The following is a 19,716-nucleotide window of genomic DNA, read 5'->3' on the forward strand; positions in this document are numbered from 1 at the left end:
GTCGACAGGGCCGCGTATTGCGCCACCACGAGACCCAGCACCAGAGCCAGGACCCCGGCGTACACCCGGCGGACCTTGCTGCGCAGACTGCGCCCCATGACGTTACCTTTTGCAATAGCGTATGTTGCACTATGAAACACAACAAAGGGGCATCGCAACGCCCCGCACGATGACTTCCCGGATGCATGTTGCATTCCGCAACAACCCTTCGACGCCCGGAAACGATCCGCCACCCGTAAGCCGCTGTTTTTAGACGATGGCACAACACGTGCATAGGACACGGACTAACCGAATTCACGATGGATACGCCCCATGCCGGCCCTGACCCACGCCATGAAAAAGATGCTCGAAGGCCTGGCCTACGCCGACCTTGCCGAAATGCAGCCAATGAGCGACAAGCATCGCGCACTCACCAGCGACACCCCGGTCGTGAACCCATCCCCGATGGATGCGCTTGAATCCGCGGCACAGACACCGGCGCGCCGCCGCATCGGCCTCTATCTCGGGCCGTTCGCCCCACGTCACGTATTCGAGTACGCCGCCGACAGCTGCGAGCGCCTGGACGCTGATCTGGTGGTGCTGACGTTCCTGAGCGAGGCGGAGGCCCGCGCCCTGATCGATCATTTCACTCGCGACATCGGCCCCCTGCCGCACGGCCTCCGCATCGAGGCCCTCGCCGGTGATCCGGAACGGGCCCTGCGCCGGGTGCTCGGGCGCGGCATTCGTCTGGACTTCCTCGTCTGTGACGAACGCGGCTACCTCGGTCATCACGTCCTGGGCACCGAGACGGCCGCCGAACTGCCCGTGGTCATGGTCGCGGTACCCCGTGACACCAGCCGCGCCCAGAAGACGCGGCCTTCCAATCCGTCCGAAACCACACTTCCAACCGCAGGCTAGCCCTCGTCGCGTATAATCGCCCGGCCGAACCCGCGGCCGGGCCGAGTTGTGCTGCACCAATCTCGAACAAGGAAGACCTCACCTGCATGAATAACGACTGGATCCAACGCATTTTCCCCTTCATCAATTGGTTCCCGATGTCCGGGAAATCCATTCGCGCCGATATCATTGCCGGCCTCAGCGTCGCCATGATCCTGGTACCCCAGGGCATGGCCTACGCAACACTGGCCGGGCTCCCGGTGGTCTACGGCCTGTACGCGTCGGCGCTCCCGGCCGTCATCGGTTCGCTTTGGGGTTCGTCGCGCTTTCTGCATACCGGGCCGGTCGCGATGTTGTCGCTGCTGTCTGCGGCGTCCCTGGCTCCCTTCGCGGTGGCCGGCACCGAATACTTCATCCAGCTCTCCATCCTTCTGGCACTGATGGTGGGCATCATGCGGATGCTGCTGGGCCTTTTTCGCCTCGGCATCCTGATGAACTTCGTCTCCCAGCCGGTGATCGTCGGCTTCACCAACGCGGCAGCCCTGATCATCGGCCTTTCACTGATCAACACTTTCTTCAATGTGCCCAAGCCCGACACCGGCACCTTCCTGACCGACTTTGCCGGCGTCGTCACCCAGCTGGGCCACGCACATTGGCCGACCATCGCCTTCGGTGCCGGGACGCTGATCACCCTGGTCGTGCTGCGCCGGATCATGCCCCGCCTGCCCGGCGTGCTGGTGGTGGTCGTGCTGGGCACACTGATCAGCGCCATGACCGGCTTCGAGAAGAACGAGACCGTCACGCTGGACCGCATTCAGGCCACCGACGCGCGTAACCTGTACCAGGAACTCGCCGACACCCGCGCCACCCTGAATACGACGTCGGAGGACCTGAGCGAGGCCAGCCGCGCCCTGAAGGAGGCGAAGAAAACCGGCGACGAATCCCCCGATCTGGCGGTGCGTGTTGCCCGCCTGGAGGTCCGCGAATCGCAACTCAAGCGCGAGCTGAGTGATCTGCGCGTGGCTGCCCACAAGGAACGCCTCGAACGCTCGGAAACCGCGGACGGCGAAGCGCAATTCCGGCCCTGGCATGCCGATGCGGAGGGCCGTCCGTGGCGGCTGTCCGGCTTCGACGAGGACCGCATCATTGTCGCATCCGGTGGGCAGGTCGTCGGGTCCATCCCGCAGGGCCTGCCCAGCTTTCAGCTGCCAGTGCTCGACTGGGAGGTGATCCCCGCCCTGCTTCCGGCGGCGTTCGTAATGGCACTGATCGGCTTTATGGAGGCCACTTCGATCTCGCGCGCCCTCGCCGCCCAGCGCCGCGAGAAGCTCAACCCCAATCAGGAGCTGATTGGCCAGGGTCTGGCCAACATCGTCGGCAGCTTCTTTCAGTCCTATGCGGTCAGCGGCTCGTTCTCGCGCTCCGCGGTCGCCGCCCGCTCCGGCGCACAAAGCGGTCTATTCGCGGTGGTCAGTGCCATCGGCGTGCTGATCACCATGCTGTTCCTCACGCCGTACCTCTATCACCTGCCGCAGGCAGTACTGGCGGCGATCGTGATGTCCGCGGTCTTCGGGCTACTGGACTTCCGAACCCTCGCGCGCTCCTGGACCATCAATCGCGCGGATGGACTGGCCGGGTTCCTGACGTTCTTCGTCACGCTGTACATGGCCCCGGATCTTGCCAATGGCGTGATCGTCGGTGTCATCCTGTCGTCCCTGCTGTTCCTGGTCGGAACGGTACGTCCGCGCTCCGAAATCCAGGGGCTGCGTCCGGACGGATCGCTGGCCGGCGCCATCAGCTACGACCTGCAGCCGGTCGGCGAACACTTCACCGTGCTGCGCTTCGATGCCTCGCTGGTGTTCATGAACGTCGCCCACTTCGAAGACGCGGTGATGGACGCGGTCGCCCGCAATCCGGATGCCCGAGCCGTGCTGATACTCGGCAACAGCATCAACCGCATCGACGCCTCCGGCGTGGAAAAGGTGCGCGCCCTGATCGGTGATCTCGCGGCCGCCGACTGCAAGCTGATGTTCAGCGGGCTGAAAAAACCCGTGCGCGAAGCCATGGACCGTGCCGGCCTGCTGGACGAAATCGGCCGCGAAAACGTTTTCCCCAACAAGGGGGTCGCCCTCGCCGAACTCCAGCACCGCACTCTCGGTACCCCCGATCGACCGACGGACGACGAAGCGGGTGAGTCCAGTACCGAGCCCCGTCCGGGAAGATCGTCCTGAAATGCCGGACCCAGTCTCACTGCGACACCGGTACGGCATACTGGCCCACGGAGGCCCCGCATGAAACAACTCCTGCGTTCTACCGTGGCCAGCGCGCTGCTCTTCGCACTGCTTGCCTGCAGCCCGGACCAGGCCGAAACCCTGCCGCTGGAGCACATCGAGCGCGTACTCGAAATGGGCCAGGAATATGGCTTCGACAGCTACATGTCGGTCGAGGCGGAAGGCGACAACCGCTTTGAACTGGAAGGCTGGGATGCCAGCGAGCGCCGCCTGGAGGTGACGTTCGATCTGGACGGGCAGGTACTGGAAGAGGAGAGCAAGCGCGACTCCGACCGCAAGCGGGGCCTGACCGACGCCGAGATCCTGCAGGCCGCCGCGAGCGCCCGGGATCGCGGCATGGTTCGTTTCGAGGAAATCGAGCTGGATGACGACGGCGATATCGAGATCGAAGGCCGAACCGACACCGGCGCGGAACTGGACCTGAAGCTGGATCGTGGGGATTTGTCGGTCCCGGAGACGGCGCGGGACTGAGTCCACGACCGTGCCAGGTGATCACGGCCGACCGGATTGGCTCCCCGCGCGAACCACCCGGCGCGTCATCCAGGGCCCGATCAGTTCGAACACCAGGGTGGAGGCGACCACGGTCGCCACGATGACTCCGGCGTGGTCGGGGAAGCGCTCGGCCGCCAGCAGCGCCATGCCGATGGCGACGCCCGCCTGGGGTGTCAGTGCCAGTCCGATATGGTACGGAACACCCCGGGCCCGGCGCCCGCCCAGCTGCACCCCGACCACGCCGCCGGCGTAGCGCCCCGCCAGCCGCAGGACAACATACGCCAGCACAATCCCGGCCACTGTCTCCAGCGCCTGGAGGTCGATGCTGGCCCCGGAGAGGACGAAGAAGAACACCAGGAACGGCCATTCAATGTGCTCGATCTCGTTGAACGAGCGCGTATGGTGTGACGACAGGTTGACCACCAGGAATCCGGCGGTCATCGCCGCCAGGAGCGCCGACACCTCCAGCCACATCGACAACCCGGCGATCAGCAGGACCAGTGCCAGAGCCTCGGCCTGGGTGGGCTTTCCCGGCTCCAGCCGTCCGGTCAGCCAGGCGGCCGGCAGGCCCACCAGAAGGCCCAGAAGTACGGCGCCGACGAGCTCCCAGGCGGCATGCACCAGCGCGGCCGATCCGTCACCCGCCAGGAACCAGCCCAGAAACGCCATGGCCAGTCCGAAGGCCAGGATGCCCCAGGCATCGTCAATGGCGACCACGCCCGTGAGTACGCGCGCCGCGCGGCTGCGCGGGCGCCCTTCCGCCAGGATCTCCTCCACCGCCGCCGGATCCGTGGCCACCGAGATCGCCGCCAGCGTCAGGGCGAGCACCAGCGGGAAGCCCAGCAGGATCAGCCCGCCACCCACGACGACTGCACTCACCCCCATCACGGCGAGCGAGAGGATCAGGATCAGCGGTCCGAGCTGGCGCAGACGACGCAGCGTCAGTTGCCCGCCCAGGAGAAACGCCACCATCACCAGCGCCAGCTGGATCAGCGGCTCGGCGAGATCGCCCAGAGGGCGACCGCCTTCCTGCCCCAGACCCAGTTGCTGTATCGCGGCCACCACCAAGCCGACGATGACCAGCAGGGAGATCCGGGGAATCGCGGTTCGCCGTGCAATCGTGTCGGCCAGGATACTGGAACCCAGGATGGCACCCAGCAGGATCAGCGCAACCGCGCCGGCATCCGGCGTAAGGAGCTCCTCGGGAATCCAGGCGAGGTCGATCATCGAATGACCACTCGCCCGGTCAGGCCTCCGGGCGCAGGTGCGGGAACAGCAGCACGTCGCGGATCGAGGCGCTGTCGGTCAGCAGCATCACCAGGCGGTCGATGCCAATGCCCTCGCCGGCGGTCGGCGGCAGGCCGTACTCCAGGGCCCGGATGTAGTCGGCGTCATAGTGCATGGCCTCGTCGTCGCCCGCGTCCTTCTCCGCGACCTGGGCCTGGAAGCGCTCGGCCTGGTCTTCCGGGTCGTTCAGCTCGGAAAAGCCGTTGGCGATCTCCCGCCCGCCGACGAACAGCTCGAAGCGATCGGTGACAAACGGGTTGTCGTCGTTGCGCCGCGCCAGCGGCGAGACCTCGGTCGGATAGGCGGTAATGAAGGTCGGGTGGCGCAGCTTGTTTTCCGCCGTGTACTCGAAGATCTCGGTCCACAGCTTGCCGAGGCCGAAGCTTTCCTTGATCGGGATCTCCAGGCGTTCGCAGTGGGCGCGGACCGTGTCGAGGTTTTCCAGATCGGCCTCCGCGATCTCGGCATTGTGGGCCAGGATCGCCTCGCGCACAGTCATCCGCGTGAACGGCTTGCCAAAGTCGTAGGTTTCGCCTTGGTACGCGATCGTGGTGGTGCCCAGCACATCCTCGCACAGGCCGCGCAGCAGGGTTTCCGTGCGATCCATCAGCGCGTGGTAGTCCACGAACGCCTCGTAGAACTCGAGCATGGTGAACTCGGGATTGTGCCGCGTGGACAGCCCCTCGTTGCGAAAATTGCGGTTGATCTCGAAGACCTTCTCGAAGCCGCCCACCACCAGGCGCTTGAGATACAGTTCCGGCGCGATGCGCAGGTACAGCGGCATGTCCAGCGCGTTGTGATGGGTGGTGAACGGCCGCGCGGTCGCCCCGCCCGGGATCACCTGCATCATCGGGGTTTCCACCTCGATGAAGTCCTGGTCCTCGAAGTACTCGCGGATGTAGCGCACGATGCGGGTGCGGGTGCGGAACAGCTCGCGGCTCTCCAGGCTCGTGATCAGGTCCACGTAGCGCTGGCGATAGCGCTGTTCCTGATCCGTCAGGCCGTGGAACTTCTCCGGCAGCGGCCGCAGGCTCTTGGTCAGCAGGCGCAGCTCGTCCAGCTTGACCGTCAACTCGCCGGTCTGGGTCCTGAACAGCGTGCCCTGCCCGCCAACGATGTCCCCCAGATCCCAGTGCTTGAACGCCGCGTAGACGCCCTCCGGCAGGCTGTCGCGCTGGGCGAACAGCTGGATGTCGCCGCTCTGGTCGCGCAGGCGGATAAAGCTCGCCTTGCCCATCACGCGCTTGCCAACCATGCGCCCGGCCACCGTGACGCGAATTCCCCGTGCCTCCAGGTCCTCGCCCTCGGTCGCGTCGTGTTCGGCGTGCAGCGCCGCCGCCAGCGCATCGCGACGGAAGTCGTTCGGGAAGGCCGGACCGGCGGCGCGCAACTCGTTCAGCTTGCTGCGCCGCTGGGCGATCAGCTTGTTTTCGTCAGTGGTTTCGGTCATCGGGAATCCCGCAGATAGAGAAACTTACAAGCCACTCTTAAGGCTGGCTTCAATGAATGGGTCGAGGTCGCCATCCAGGACGCCCTGGGTATTACCCACCTCGACCCCCGTGCGCAGATCCTTGATCCGCGACTGGTCCAGCACATAGGAACGGATCTGGCTGCCCCACCCGATGTCGGACTTGGTGTCCTCCAGGGCCTGCTTCTCGGCGTTGCGTTCCTGCAGCTCGCGCTCGTACAGCTTGGCGCGCAACTGGTTCATCGCCATCTCGCGGTTCTTGTGCTGCGAACGTCCGGCCTGGCAGGCGGTAACCACCCCGGTCGGGATGTGCGTGATGCGCACCGCCGAGTCGGTGGTGTTCACGTGCTGGCCACCCGCGCCGGAGGAGCGATAGGTATCCACCCGCAGATCCGCCGGATTGATCTCGATCTCGAAGTTCTCGTCGATCTCCGGGGAGGCGAACACCGACGCGAACGAGGTATGCCGGCGGTTCCCGGAATCGAAGGGGGACTTGCGCACCAGCCGGTGCACGCCGGTCTCGGTGCGCAGCCAGCCAAAGGCATACTCGCCCTGGATGTGCACGGTCGCGCTCTTGATCCCGGCGGTCTCCCCCTCGGAAAGCTCGGTGACCTCGGCCTTGAAACCCTTGTGCTCGGCCCAGCGCAGGTACATGCGCAACAGCATGTTGGCCCAGTCCTGCGCCTCGGTGCCTCCAGAGCCGGCCTGGATGTCGAGATAGGCGTTGGCCTCGTCCATCTCGCCGGAGAACATCCGGCGAAACTCCAGCCCCTCGATGCGCGCGGTCAGGGCCTCGACATCGGCCTCCACCGACGCCGCCGTCTCCGCGTCGTCGTCCGCCTCGGCCATCTCCAGCAGGTCCCGGCTCTCGTCCAGCTGGGTCCCGATCTCGCGGATGTTGACCACCACCCCCTCGAGCTGGGCGCGCTCCTTGTTCAGGGCCTGGGCCTGCTCCGGGTCGTTCCAGATATCCGGGTTCTGCTCCAGCTCGCGCTGGACCTCCTCTAGCCGTTCTTCCTTGGCCGGATAGTCAAAGATACCCCCTAAGGCCTTCCAGGCGGCCTTTCAGGTCATCGATGCGGGAATACAGGGCGTTCAGTTCCATGGCAGTTTCCGTCGGGTGCCGCAGGGCGCACGGCACGTTCCATCACGTGGCGAGAAAAGCCGCGCAGTATACCATCCGCCGGGCGGTTCAGGGCCGGCGCGGCCGCCGCCAGAAAGCCAGCAACTGGCGGCGTTCGAGCCGCCGCGCGGAATCGTCGGACTGCGGGTCCACGAACTCGAGCGCCCGCAGGCGATTGCGAAGGAGGCCCCGCACCCCGTGCGCGACCACGTCGTCGGCGACCGATTCCAGCAGCTCCTGGCGCCGCTCCGGCGAGGGCGGCGCCGCCAGTGCGTCGACCACCACCACGGTGTCACCCGACTCCGCCGGCGTGCAGGCTGGATCCGGGTACCAGTCAATCCCCGCCCCCCGCGCCAGCCAGCGGCCGATGGCCCCGCCCCCGCAGACCCGCTGCACGCCCGTGGGCCCACCGGCATACCCCGGCGTCCACCACCAGAGCCCATGCACCGCGCCACGCCCCTGGCGTTCGCGCGCCAGGTTTACCGGATGCTGGAACCAGGCCATCTGCAAAGCGGTGGCCAGGACCTGCAGGCGCCGCGCGGCATCCCCCTGCAGCGAGTGGGCCACCATGGATCGACCGAGCCCGAGCGAGGGCGGCGGGCCGGCGGCTTCGCCCTCGGCATCCATGCTCAGTGTCCACAGCCCGTCTTCGTCCAGGGCCAGAGTGGCCCCGGCGGCCTCCAGCTCCGGCTGCGCGGCCGACCACAGGGCCTCGCGTTCGGCATTCGCCACGGTATCGACCGGGGAGGCCACCAGATCCCTCATACCCGGCGTCAGCTGCACCGGCTCGGCCAGCCAGGTCCGCGATCCGGTGCCCTGCTGGCGGTAGCCCAGCCGTTTCGCGAGTGCCACCTCCCAGCCCGGCGCCACCGCAAGCCCCTCCACGGGCCGTGACCGTCCAAGCCAGCGTGCCAGACGGCGCAACGGGGCCGATCTGTCAGCTGCGGTCGCCCCCGGCGACGCCCACAGGCCCGGGAGGAGATAAATCACCCGCCTGTCTGCACTATCCCCGGTCATTCATCGGACCCGTAACGCCCCCTTGGCGGGTCCTGTTCCCTGGCGGGATCATTCTCGATGCCCGGCGTGATGCGGCCCTCGTCGTCGTAGGGGAACCGGATATGGCCGTAGCGCAGGACCAGTACGGCCCCGGCAAGAATCAGGACACCCGCGGTCACCGCGATGAGCTCCCACACGTCCATGTCCTTCATGTCGATAATCACGTAGCGCGCCAGGGCAACGATCGCGATGTAAATCGGCAGGCGCACCGGGAGGCGTCCGGAGCGCAGATAGATACCGACCATCGCCAGCACCTCGAGGAAGATGAACAGCAACAGCAAGTCGGCAAGCCCCACCCACATCGCCGAGATCATCGCGGCGATCTCCTGCAGGATCGCGATCACGGTCGCGACCGCAATCACGACCAGCACGGCAATTTCGACATGGTGCAGGGCGCGGCGCCCGGCGCGTTCGAGGTTCATGCACCCTCCGGAATGAGCGAGGCCTCGCGCCATCGTATCACCCGCACCGGGCAGGAACGCGGGTTATTCCCTCCGGTCTACCAAATTACAAAGGCCGACCCGGAGGCGCCCCGATGCATGATCCGCCCGGCATCCCCCACCCGCTGTCATCCCGCTGCTGTCGCGGGGCCTCCATTCGCGGATTCCTCGCAGGGCTCGCCCTTCTGGCGCTCGCGCTACCGGTCACCGCGGAGGATTATCCAGCGGGCTCCAGCATCGACTGGAAAAGCTGGGACAGCGAACTGTTCGAGGAATCCGAGGCGCGGGAACGCCCGATCTTCTTCTACTTCCACGGTCAGTGGTGCACCTGGTGTCGCGACTTCCAGGACGAATCGCTGGAAGACCCCTCGGTGGCAGACATCATCAACGAGCACTACATCCCGGTACTGGTGGACCTGGACGAACGCGCGGACCTCTTCCGGCGTTACGGCGGGCGCGGCCTGCCTTTCGTGGTGGTCGTCAACCCTGACAACGAGATCCTCACCCGCTTCACCGGCCACATGAACCGTCGCGATCTGGAGGGCATCCTGCAGGCGCAGCGCGACATATTCTCCGTCACCGGCCGCGAGATCACGCCGGACGACGCGGCGATCACCGGGCTCGACACATTCATGGAAATGCTGGACGAGGTCTATGACGCCCGCACCGATCGCCTCAGTGGCAGCGCCACCTTCGGGACACTCAGCAAGCGTCCGCAGCCATGGACCTACCGCTTCCTGCTCGCCAGCGACGGATGGGAGGACCGTATGCCCGGCCTGCTCGACCAGGTCGCGGAGGACCTCTACGACGAGGTCGAGGGCGGTTTCTTCTTCTTTCACGACCCGGACCAGCGCGACCCGGTCCTGGCCCTGGAAACCTCCAAGCGCCTGGACCAGAACGCCGCGTTCCTGTGGCTGTTCTCCGAGGCCTACGAGCACATCGGGGACGAACACTACGCCGAGATCGCCCGCGGCATCCGCGATTACCTGCGCAACCACCTGTGGGACAGCCGCCAGTTGCGCTTCGGCAACAGCCAGTACGCCGACCGCGACTACTACCAGCTGGACGCGGAGACCCGGACGCAGACCGATCCCCCGCAGGTCGACCGCAACACCTATGCCGACACCTCGGGCCAGGCGATTGCCGCGCTCGCCAACATGGCACGGGTCATGGAAGACCGGGAGACTCTGGCCTGGGCCGGCGACGCGCTGGAAGCACTCGATCGCTACCTGCAGACCCGCCACGGCTACCTGCATGGGATCACGGCCGCCGGCCGCCCGGCCATGGAGGGCTACCTCCCCGCGCAGATCTGGCCCGAGATCGCCCGCCAGGAGCTGGCACGCGCCGCCGAGGCACTGGATGGCGAGCGCCCCGACCTGCCCGATCCGGTCACCGCACTGGATCGCCTGGAACCGTTCTTCGACGCGGACCTCGGCGCCCACGCCGAGCGCATCGGGACGGACCTGGAGCCCTGGTCGGAAACGCGCACCCAGGCGGCCCTCGCCTGGTGGCTGTACCGCCTGCCGGACGCGGCCATCGACGAATCTCACATCGAGCGCGAAACGATTCGTAAACGCCTGCGCATCGAACCCGGGGCCGACCCCGACGACGTTGCTCTCGGCTTCGACGCCCTGCGCCGGGGCTTCTGACCCCCGACTTCAGGCACCCGGGGCCCGGTTCCTGCGCTCTCGAAGGGCCGCGCCCCCGCCGCCAGAAGCCGGCTCGATCAAGCCTGCTGGCGGAACCCCTCGACTTCACCCTGTAGCTGCTGCGCCAGGGCCTCCAGGGCCTCCACCGCCTCCTGCATCTCGTTCGCGCCATCGGCATTGCGCGCGGCGATGTCGTTGATGTGGTGGATGTTGCGGTTGATCTCTTCCGCGACCTGGCTTTGCTCCTCGGTCGCGCTGGCCACCTGGCGCGTCATGTCGTCGATGGCAGTTACCGAGTCGTGGATGTACTCCAGGGTCTCGCCGGCCTCCCCGGCCTTCTCCACCGACGTCTCGGCATGCTGCTGACTGACTTCCATCGCCTGAACCGCCCGGGTCGCCCCGCCCTGCAGGCGCTGGATGATTGCGCGGATCTCCCCGGTCGAGTCGTTCGTACGCTGTGCCAGGTGGCGCACCTCGTCGGCCACCACCGCAAAGCCCCGCCCGGCCTCGCCGGCCCGCGCCGCCTCGATCGCCGCGTTCAGCGCCAGCAGGTTGGTTTTCTCGGCGATCTCCTCGATTACCTGCAGGATGGTGCCGATGTTGTCGCTGTCGCCCTTCAGCTCGTCGATCACGTTGCTGGCCTGACGGATCTCCCCTGCAAGCGTGTTGATCGCGCCCTGGGTGGCCTTGACCACGGTGCGCCCGCCCTCCGCCGCTCGGGTCGCCTGCCCGGCGCTCTCCGCCGTGCTCTGGGTGTTGTTGGCAACCTCCTGCACGGTGGCGGACATCTGGTTCATCGCGGTCACGACTTGCTCCACGTCGCCGCGCTGCTCGTGGGTCGCCCGCGTCAGTTCGTTGCTGCGCCCCTCCAGCTGCCGCGCGGAGGCCGCGATCCCGTCGGCGGCGTCCGCAACCTGACGGATCAGCCCCGAGAGCCGGCCCATGACCGTATTGAAGGCCGCCCCGGTGCGCCCGATCTCGTCGTCCGTGGTGACCTCCACACGGTGCCCGAGATCCGCGCTCCCCTCCCCGATCGCCTCCAGCCCTTCGGCGAGGCGCTCGAGCGGACGTGTCAGTACGTTTGCGTAGAACCATCCGATGCCCAGCGCGACCACGAATGCCACCACCCAGAGAGCCCACAGCAGCCACCACAGCTGGGTCACCAGGGCATCGTCCACCCCGGCGGCGAGATCGCCCTTCATCGTGTGGAAGGTCACCCCGCCCATAATGGACAGCGGCACCGTGCTCACCACGATCACCAGGATAATCAGCTTCAGTCGCAGCCCACCCAACGGTCCAATCTTCATCGCCACCCTCCTTTCCGTCCTTAACGGCCACCCGATCCCGGCCTTGAGCCCGGCAGAGTATCGCCCTGCCCGATCCCGGCCGACCTGATCCAGCTCAACTACGGCCCCTCGAACACCGGACACCCTCTTACTTGACCCCGCACAGGCCGGAACCCGATCAAGGGCAAAAAACTTGAACAGGAAGACTGGAAGGTCAGAAGGTATTGGGATCGGGAATTGAGGATGGGCGGCACCACCAGCTCCAATGCGCAGCGCCACCCCAAAAACCTTCCCGACTTCAAACCTTCCTGTAGACAGCCCTTGACCTTGCCTGCACTGGAGCGTCCGCCCCAGCACCCGCACCGGCCAGACACAAAAAAACCCGCGGGCCCGGGACTCGGGACCGCGGGTTCGCGGTACGGCGTTGGCGAGTCGGCTTAGCGACCGCGCGCCGCGCGATTGCCGTTGGCCGACGGGCGCCCGTTACCACCGCGGCCCCCACCGGGCTTGCCACCGCGCCCGTTGCGCGGGGCACCACTGCGGGCACCGCCGCCCGGCTTGCCACCCGGACCACCCCGGCGATTGCCGTTGCCATTGCCATCATTGGCGGCCGGCTTCGGCGTGGCGAAGCCCTCGGTCTCGATGCGGTCGATCGGGCGCTGGATCAGGCGCTCGATGCCCTTCAGCAGCTTGATCTCCTCACCATCCACCAGCGACAGCGCGGCGCCGGCCGAACCGGCCCGTCCGGTGCGACCGATGCGATGCACGTAGTCCTCCGGCACATTCGGCAGCTCGAAGTTGACCACCTGCGGCAGCTGGTCGATGTCCAGCCCGCGCGCGGCGATATCGGTGGCCACCAGGACCGGCACCTGGCCGGACTTGAACTGCTTCAGCGCCTTGGTTCGCGCCGCCTGGCTCTTGTTGCCGTGGATCGCCTCCGAGCGCACGCCATCTTTCGACAGCTTCTCGGCCAGGCGGTTGGCGCCATGCTTGGTACGGGTAAACACCAGCACCTGTTCCCAGTTGTTGGCACGGATCAGATGACTCAGCAACTCGCGCTTCTGGCTTGTCTCGACCAGGTGCACGCTTTGCTGCACGCTCTCGGCGGCCGTGTTGCGCGGGGCAATATCGATCTCCGCCGGGTGGTCGAGCAGGCCGTTGGCCAGCTTGCGAATCTCGTCGGAGAAGGTCGCCGAGAACATCAGGTTCTGGCGGTTCTTCGGCATCATCGCGATCAGCTTCTTGATGTCGCGGATGAAGCCCATGTCGAGCATGCGATCGGCCTCGTCGAGGACCAGGATCTCCACACCGGACAGGTCGATGGTCTTCTGGCTGGCGTGATCCAGCAAACGCCCCGGGGTGGCCACCACGATGTCCATGCGGTCGCGCAGGGCCTTGATCTGGGGGTTCATGTTCACGCCGCCAAAGATCGTCATTGAGCGCATCTTCAGGTTGCGCCCGTAGGTCTTTACGGAATCATGCACCTGCGCGGCCAGTTCCCGCGTCGGGGTCAGCACCAGGCAGCGCGGACGGCCCGCACCGGGCCTGGGCGCATCGCTGGTGGAGAGGCGTTGCAGGATCGGCAGGGTAAAGCCGGCGGTCTTGCCGGTGCCGGTCTGGGCGGCGGCCAGCAGGTCGCCCCCCTTCAGGACAACCGGGATGGCCCGGGCCTGGATCGGCGTCGGATGCTGGTACCCGGAGGTTTCCAGCGCGCGCAAAAGGGTATCGGCCAACCCGAGGTCGGCAAAGGTCGTATCAGTCATGGAATGCTCCAACGCTACCCGCCACTCGTTCAACAAGAGCACCCATCGGGGGAAACGAAATCAGGGGGATCACTGCGAACCGGAACGGCTCTGGATCAGATGAACGGACGCTGACGGGCGGGGCGTTCGATGCGCGCACTATACGCCTTTGGTCAATGAAAAGACACTCGCTCCATACTCCTCCGAATAGATATTTGTTTTGTGCGGGAATATCCGCTAGCTTCATTCGTACAAGAACAACGGTGCCAACGCAGCACCGGTCGGGCCGACGCGACCAAAACAACAACCATCGGCCATCAGGGGACCCAAATGAAACGCAACATGCCGGTCACCGGGATCGAGGCGGACTACCCGGAGAGTGCCAACATCCTCTCCACCACCAATCTCAAGGGAGCCATCAGCTACGTCAATCCGGAGTTCATCGGCATCAGCGGCTTCGAGGAAGAAGAGCTGCTGGGCAAGAACCACAACGTGGTCCGTCACCCGGACATGCCCCCTGCCGCATTCGAGGACCTCTGGCAGACCGTTCAGGGCGGACGATCCTGGATGGGAATGGTCAAGAACCGCTGCAAGAACGGCGACCATTACTGGGTCAGCGCGTACGTCACACCCGTAAGCGAGAACGGTCAAACGGTCGAATACCAGTCCGTCCGCACCAAGCCGCGACGCGAGCGGGTGGAAAAAGCCGAATCGGTCTACGCTGCCCTGCACGAGGGGCGAATGCCCCTGTCGCTGCGCCTGCCACGCATTGGCATCAAGACCCGCGCCGTCGCCTCGGTTGCCGCCGGTGTGCTGATGGGCCTGATTGCCAGCCTCGCGCTAACCGGCATCGCCTGGGGCTCCGCACTGGTCTTCACTCTGACCACCCTGCTGGTCGCAGGCGGGCTCGTCTGGACCCGTCTGACGCCGATCTGCCGCGCGGTAGCCCACGCCCGACGCATCGCCAACAACCCGGTCAGCCAGTACATCTACACCGGTCGTACCGACGAGGCCGGCGAGATCCTCTTCGCGATGGAGATGCTGGAGGCGGAGGCAGGCGCGGTCGTCGGGCGCATGGGGAATGCGGCCGAGCGCCTGAGCCGGACCGCCGAGGCCCTGGTCACCGCGGTTGGTGACAGCCGGCAAGCCTGCAACCATCAACAGACCGAGACCGAACAGGTGGCAAGTGCCACCCAGCAGATGGTGAACAGCGTGCAGGAGGTGGCCCGCAGTGCCCAGGGTGCGGCCGATGCAGCCGACCGGACCGACCGCGAAGCCAACGCCGGAAGCGGCGTCGTGGCCGAGAGCACGCAGGCCATCGAGCACCTGGGACAGCGTATTCGCGATGGATCGGGTGTGATGACGGAACTGGAACGCCACAGCCAGGACATCAGCAGCGTGCTGGACGTGATCCGCGGCATCGCCGAGCAGACCAATCTGCTCGCCCTGAACGCGGCGATCGAGGCCGCACGTGCCGGCGAACAGGGGCGGGGCTTCGCCGTCGTGGCGGACGAGGTGCGCACACTGGCCAGTCGAACGCAGGATTCCACCGCCGAAATCCAGCAGATGATCGAGCGCCTCCAGGATCGCGCGCGAGCCGCGGTGGCCTCCATGGAGCACAGCCGCACACAGGCCGAAACCAGCGTGGAGCAGGCCCGCGAAGCCGCGGCGGCACTCGAAAACATCACCTCGGGCATTGGCCAGATCCGCGACATGAGCACCCGTATTGCGGCCGCCGTGGAACAGCAGGGGACCGCCGGGGAAGAGATCCGCCGCGGGGTCGACTCCATCCGCAGCGCCGCTGACACCACCGCGAACCGGGCCGATCAAAGCGATGCCGCCGCCCGCGAGGTCGCGCAGCTTGCCACCGGATTGCAGGGCCTCGCCGGGCAGTTCTGGGCAAGACATCGCTGAAAGGAAAGGCTTCCCGATGAATTCCCCATCCGATCGGTACCTGCGGCAGCATACCGCCCTCGCCTCCGGCGTTCTGCTGGCGCTATTGCTGTTGCCCCTGGCGATCTGGCTGCTCGGGGTGGAGCTGCCGCGGCTCCTGCCCCGCGAGCACCTGACGGGCTTTCATACGGCCGCCGAACTGTTCGCAGTGGTCGTCGCGGTACTGGTGTTCGCGGTCGGGTACCACGTCATCGACCGGCGGCGGGTCGCCGCTTCGCTCCTGCTCGCCTGTGCCTTTCTGGCGGTCGCGCTGCTGGACTTTCTGCATCTGATGACCTATCCGGCCATGCCGGACTTCATTACCCCCAACTCGACGCAGCAGACATTGTTTTTCTGGCTGGCCGCGCGTCTGGTCGGGGCAGCGGCATTGCTCGTCTACGTGGCCCTGCCGATGGCCGCGCGCAGCGATGGCCCGCCACGGGGGGTGTATCTGGCCGGGAGCCTGCTGCTCGTCGCGTGCCTCGCATGGGTTGGTCTGTGGCATGCCGGGAGCATCCCGCCCCTGTTCGACCAAGCCGACGGACTGACCCCGTTCAAGATCGGACTCGAGGCCCTGGTGATCGCCCTGCACCTGGCCACCCTCGCCCTCCTCGCCCTGCGCCGCGAACTGCTGCACCGCCCGGGCATGCCACTGGTCGCGGCGGCGCTGGTCGTCAGCATGGGGAGCGGCATGTTCTTCATGTTCTACGAGGACCTCACCGATACCCCCTTCATACTCGGCCACCTGTACAAGCTCGCCGCCTACCTGCTGATCTACCAGGGCCTGTTCCTGGCGAGCGTGCGATCGCCCCTGGAACGCATGTACCAGGCCCACCACGACATCGAACTCCGCGAGCGACGCTACCAGCAACTGGTGGAGACGGCCCCCGACGGCGTGCTGGTCACCGACGTGAACGGGCGCATCGTCATGGCCAACCGCAACATCGAGCGCCTGTTCGGCTATCACCGCCAGCAGTTGCTCGGCCAGTCGGTGGAGCTGCTGGTACCGGAACACCTGCGCGAACGCCACCGGGCCCATCGCCAGGCTCACACCGACAGCATCAACCGGCGCACCATGGGCCAGGTCCCCCACCTTCGCGGGCGCCACATCGACGGCTCCGAGTTCCCGGTGGATATCAGTCTCAACGCCTTCGACGACACCGAGGGCCGGCGGATCACGGCGTTTATCCGCGACATTACCAATCGCCAGCGCCGCGAGGCACGCATCCAGCACCAGGCCACCCACGACAGCCTGACGGGACTGCCCAACCGCTGGTTGCTGCACGACCGCCTGAACCAGGGCATCGCCCAGGCCGAACATCACGACTATCTGATCGCGCTCATGCTGCTGGATCTCGACAACTTCAAGATGGTCAACGACACCTTCGGCCATGGGGAGGGCGACCAGCTGCTCAAGGCGGTGGCCGCCCGGCTTCAGGGCACCCTGGACCAGGAGGCCACCATCGGGCGTTTCGGCGGCGACGAGTTCATGATCCTGCTCACCCAGGTCGAGGACGAACAGGCCATCGGCGCGGTGGCCGAGCGCATCCTCGGGATCTTCAACACCCCGTTCCAGACCGAGCACGCACGCAACCTGACCACCACCGGCAGCCTGGGCATCGCCCTCTATCCGCGTGACGCCCGCGACGAGCGCAACCTCGTGCGCTATGCCGACATGGCGATGTACGAGGCCAAGCATTCCGGGCGCAACACCTATGCCTTCTTCTCGCAGCACCTGGACGCGCAGGTCCACGAGGAGCAGCGCCTTCAGCAACGCCTGCAACAGGCGCTGGAAAACGGCGACCTCGAACTGCACTACCAACCCCTCCTGGACGTGGCGTCGAACCGCATCATCGGTGTCGAAGCGCTCACGCGCTGGACGGACGCCGAACTCGGCCCGGTGGCGCCGGCCCGCTTCATTGCCAGTGCCGAGGCCAATGGCCTGATCCTGCCTCTCGGGGACTGGGTGATCCGCGATGCCTGCAAACAGCTTGCCCAGTGGGCGCGCGTCGGTCTTAAACTCGATGTCTCGATCAACATCTCCGCCGTGCAGTTCCGCCAGCATGACCTGGTGGAACGCCTGAGGGCGGCCCTTGAGACCACCGGTGCCCCACCGGAATGCCTGGAGATCGAGGTCACCGAGACCGTGGCCATGGCAGACGTCGCGCTGACCCGGGAGCAACTGCGTGGGCTGAAGGCCCTGGGTATCCGGGTCGCGCTGGATGACTTCGGCACCGGCTACTCCTCGCTCGCCTACCTGAAATCACTCCCGATCGACAAGCTCAAGATCGACCGCTCGTTCATCGCCGATATCGGCCAGGACCCGGAATCCGAGATGATCCTGCGTTCCATCGTTCACCTCGGGCACAGCCTGGGCCTGAGTCTGGTCGCCGAAGGCGTGGAAAGCGCGGCACAGCAGGCATTCCTGCGCGATATCGGCTGCGACATCTACCAGGGCTGGCTCCACTCCAGGGCCATGCCACCGCAAGCGCTCGCTGACTGCCTGCACGCAAGGCCGATCTGAAACGGGATGGCTCCACATGCGCCATCCCGGACACCGCGTAGTACTTCGGCCGGGACGACTCCAAGGGAAAGGAATGGGCACCTTCGTCCCACTTCCCACCATCAACGCAAACCACCGCGTGATCATTCTCCATGCCGCTCCTTATGGGATCGAGAGTATGCACGCCAGCCAGAAGCAGAAAGGCCGCCCGAAGGCGGCCTTTCGTGACCCAATCAAGCCGGTCGCGCCGCCATCGAACGGGGCGACGCGGCGCTCGATCAGTACCCCGTGCGGCCATGCACCTCCGGCGGGGCCTCGCGGGTCAGCATCGCCCACGTCAGGTGCGCCATCACCTCGGGCGCCACCACCGTGTGGCGGTTGCCACTGTTCTGCATGCCCTCGCGGAGCTCCTGCCGGACCTGCGGCTGTCCGGTCAGATCGAAGATTACGTCCACCGCGTCGCCCCGCGCGACGATGTCCGCAACCGACTCCAGGGGAATCCCCTTCTCCTCGGCCAGCCGGCGTCCTTCGGTCTCGCCCTGCTCGGAGACGGCACAGATCGTCATCCCCGGCAAGCCGGTTTCGAGCAACATCTCGAGGAAGCGGCCGCCCACCCGGCCAAGTCCCACTACTGCAATCTGAATCGACATAAACACTCCATCCTTTGTCTTATTGTTGTTTCCGTACGCTTCCGCGGTTGCCACCCGGGGAGCGCACAACCCGACTGTAGGCGATCCCGGGCGTCCATGCACAACCCCGGGACACGCGGGTCACCGGCATCCGTGGGGCGTTGCGCTCGCCCCGCCCCATATCGGGCCATTTGGTGCGTCCCGCGCCACGCCCTAGAGTGCTTCCAGTCTGCCAATCAACCGGAGCCCCTCTCATGGAAAACGTTCACCTGCCGATCCGCGTCGACCGCCGCGAACAGGGCAAGATCATCCAGCGCATCGAACGCCTGGAGGGCGTGGAGCTGGAGTTCGCCGACCTCGATGTCGGCGACTACCTGCTGCCCAACGGTGTGGTGGTCGAGCGCAAGTCCGCCACCGATATGGTGCTGAGCGTCGTCGACACGACCCTGTGGGAAAACGCCGCCAAGCTGAAGGCGAACCACCAGCAGGTCGTCTACATCGTCGAAGGGGACCTGTACGAACCGCGCTTCCACCAGCAGGCGCTGGACATCCACCGCGCCCTGGCCCACCTGACGATCGCTCTCGGCATCAGCGTGCTGCCCAGCCCGGATGCCGACAACAGCGGCATGCTCATCTACCTGCTGGGCCTGAACGCCCAGGCGGAGCCGGACCCGGTCGACCGCCCGACCAAGCCAGACACCCGGCGCAAGGCTGCGGAATTCATTGTCAGTGGCCTGCCCGGCGTCGAGGCCGACCAGGCCCGCGACCTGCTGCGCGAGATCGGCAGCGTGCGCGACATCATCAATGCCGATGCCGCCACCCTCGCCCAGACCGACGGCCTCGACCCCGAACGCGCCGAGCGCATCGAATCCGTCGTCACCTACGGCAGCCGCACCACCTGAACACCCCCCGAGCCACCAACTACAACACCCCCTGTGGGAG

Annotated in this window: 15 protein-coding genes; 7 read left to right on the plus strand and 8 right to left on the minus strand. The window is 66.2% G+C overall.

Annotated elements, in window-relative coordinates:
* The first annotated feature begins 312 nt into the window (after positions 1-312).
* The 3 genes from ACESLR_RS09035 (at position 313) to ACESLR_RS09045 (ending at position 3,638) form a co-directional block, all read left to right on the plus strand.
* Positions 313-897: a hypothetical protein gene (locus ACESLR_RS09035; RefSeq protein WP_373054395.1), complete on the plus strand. Its 585-nt coding sequence runs from the start codon at positions 313-315 to the stop codon at positions 895-897.
* Between the two features lie 86 nt (positions 898-983).
* Complete coding sequence (locus ACESLR_RS09040; protein ID WP_373023920.1) at positions 984-3,107, plus strand: SulP family inorganic anion transporter; 2,124 nt, start codon at positions 984-986, stop codon at positions 3,105-3,107.
* Between the two features lie 60 nt (positions 3,108-3,167).
* Positions 3,168-3,638 carry a PepSY domain-containing protein gene (locus ACESLR_RS09045; protein WP_373023921.1) on the plus strand — a complete coding sequence of 157 codons (471 nt, stop codon included), beginning with the start codon at positions 3,168-3,170 and terminating at the stop codon, positions 3,636-3,638.
* A 21-nt stretch (positions 3,639-3,659) separates the two neighbouring features.
* Here ACESLR_RS09045 and ACESLR_RS09050 read toward each other — a convergent pair whose 3' ends face one another.
* The 5 genes from ACESLR_RS09050 to ACESLR_RS09070 form a co-directional block, all read right to left on the minus strand.
* A complete protein-coding gene (locus ACESLR_RS09050) occupies positions 3,660-4,886 on the minus strand; it encodes a cation:proton antiporter (protein ID WP_373023922.1) in 1,227 nt (408 codons plus the stop codon).
* A 19-nt stretch (positions 4,887-4,905) separates the two neighbouring features.
* Positions 4,906-6,396, minus strand: a complete 1,491-nt coding sequence (gene lysS / locus ACESLR_RS09055; protein WP_373023923.1) for a lysine--tRNA ligase — start codon at positions 6,394-6,396, stop codon at positions 4,906-4,908.
* Positions 6,397-6,420: 24 nt separating this feature from the next.
* A protein-coding gene (prfB, locus tag ACESLR_RS09060; RefSeq protein ID WP_373023924.1) for a peptide chain release factor 2 occupies positions 6,421-7,519 on the minus strand; the annotation gives its coding sequence in 2 pieces (ribosomal slippage) (positions 6,421-7,446 and positions 7,448-7,519; 1,098 coding nt in all).
* Between the two features lie 87 nt (positions 7,520-7,606).
* A complete protein-coding gene (locus ACESLR_RS09065; RefSeq protein WP_373067061.1) occupies positions 7,607-8,527 on the minus strand; it encodes a hypothetical protein in 921 nt (306 codons plus the stop codon).
* Between the two features lie 23 nt (positions 8,528-8,550).
* Entirely contained in the window at positions 8,551-9,015 is a 465-nt protein-coding gene (locus ACESLR_RS09070; RefSeq protein WP_373023926.1) for a phosphate-starvation-inducible protein PsiE, read from the minus strand.
* Between the two features lie 113 nt (positions 9,016-9,128).
* Here ACESLR_RS09070 and ACESLR_RS09075 point away from each other — a divergent pair, with 113 nt between their 5' ends.
* Positions 9,129-10,682: a DUF255 domain-containing protein gene (locus tag ACESLR_RS09075; RefSeq protein ID WP_373023927.1), complete on the plus strand. Its 1,554-nt coding sequence runs from the start codon at positions 9,129-9,131 to the stop codon at positions 10,680-10,682.
* Between the two features lie 77 nt (positions 10,683-10,759).
* Here ACESLR_RS09075 and ACESLR_RS09080 read toward each other — a convergent pair whose 3' ends face one another.
* Positions 10,760-11,989, minus strand: coding sequence for a methyl-accepting chemotaxis protein (locus tag ACESLR_RS09080; RefSeq protein WP_373023928.1), 1,230 nt, complete (start codon positions 11,987-11,989; stop codon positions 10,760-10,762).
* Between the two features lie 416 nt (positions 11,990-12,405).
* Positions 12,406-13,731, minus strand: a complete 1,326-nt coding sequence (locus ACESLR_RS09085) for a DEAD/DEAH box helicase (RefSeq protein ID WP_373023929.1) — start codon at positions 13,729-13,731, stop codon at positions 12,406-12,408.
* Positions 13,732-14,040: 309 nt separating this feature from the next.
* Here ACESLR_RS09085 and ACESLR_RS09090 point away from each other — a divergent pair, with 309 nt between their 5' ends.
* Both ACESLR_RS09090 and ACESLR_RS09095 read left to right on the plus strand, forming a co-directional pair.
* Positions 14,041-15,624, plus strand: a complete 1,584-nt coding sequence (locus ACESLR_RS09090; RefSeq protein ID WP_373023930.1) for a PAS domain-containing methyl-accepting chemotaxis protein — start codon at positions 14,041-14,043, stop codon at positions 15,622-15,624.
* A gap of 16 nt (positions 15,625-15,640) precedes the next feature.
* Positions 15,641-18,166: an EAL domain-containing protein gene (locus ACESLR_RS09095; protein ID WP_373023931.1), complete on the plus strand. Its 2,526-nt coding sequence runs from the start codon at positions 15,641-15,643 to the stop codon at positions 18,164-18,166.
* Positions 18,167-18,423: 257 nt separating this feature from the next.
* On the opposite strand, the gene ACESLR_RS09100 is transcribed toward ACESLR_RS09095, so the two are convergent.
* A complete protein-coding gene (locus ACESLR_RS09100; protein ID WP_373023932.1) occupies positions 18,424-18,795 on the minus strand; it encodes a homoserine dehydrogenase in 372 nt (123 codons plus the stop codon).
* A 233-nt stretch (positions 18,796-19,028) separates the two neighbouring features.
* Here ACESLR_RS09100 and ACESLR_RS09105 point away from each other — a divergent pair, with 233 nt between their 5' ends.
* On the plus strand, positions 19,029-19,676 hold the full coding sequence (locus ACESLR_RS09105; RefSeq protein WP_373023933.1) for an ERCC4 domain-containing protein: 648 nt from the start codon (positions 19,029-19,031) through the stop codon (positions 19,674-19,676).
* The last annotated feature ends 40 nt before the right edge of the window (positions 19,677-19,716 follow it).

The organism is Thioalkalivibrio sp. (genome assembly GCF_041685615.1).
Classification (GTDB): domain Bacteria; phylum Pseudomonadota; class Gammaproteobacteria; order Ectothiorhodospirales; family Ectothiorhodospiraceae; genus Thioalkalivibrio.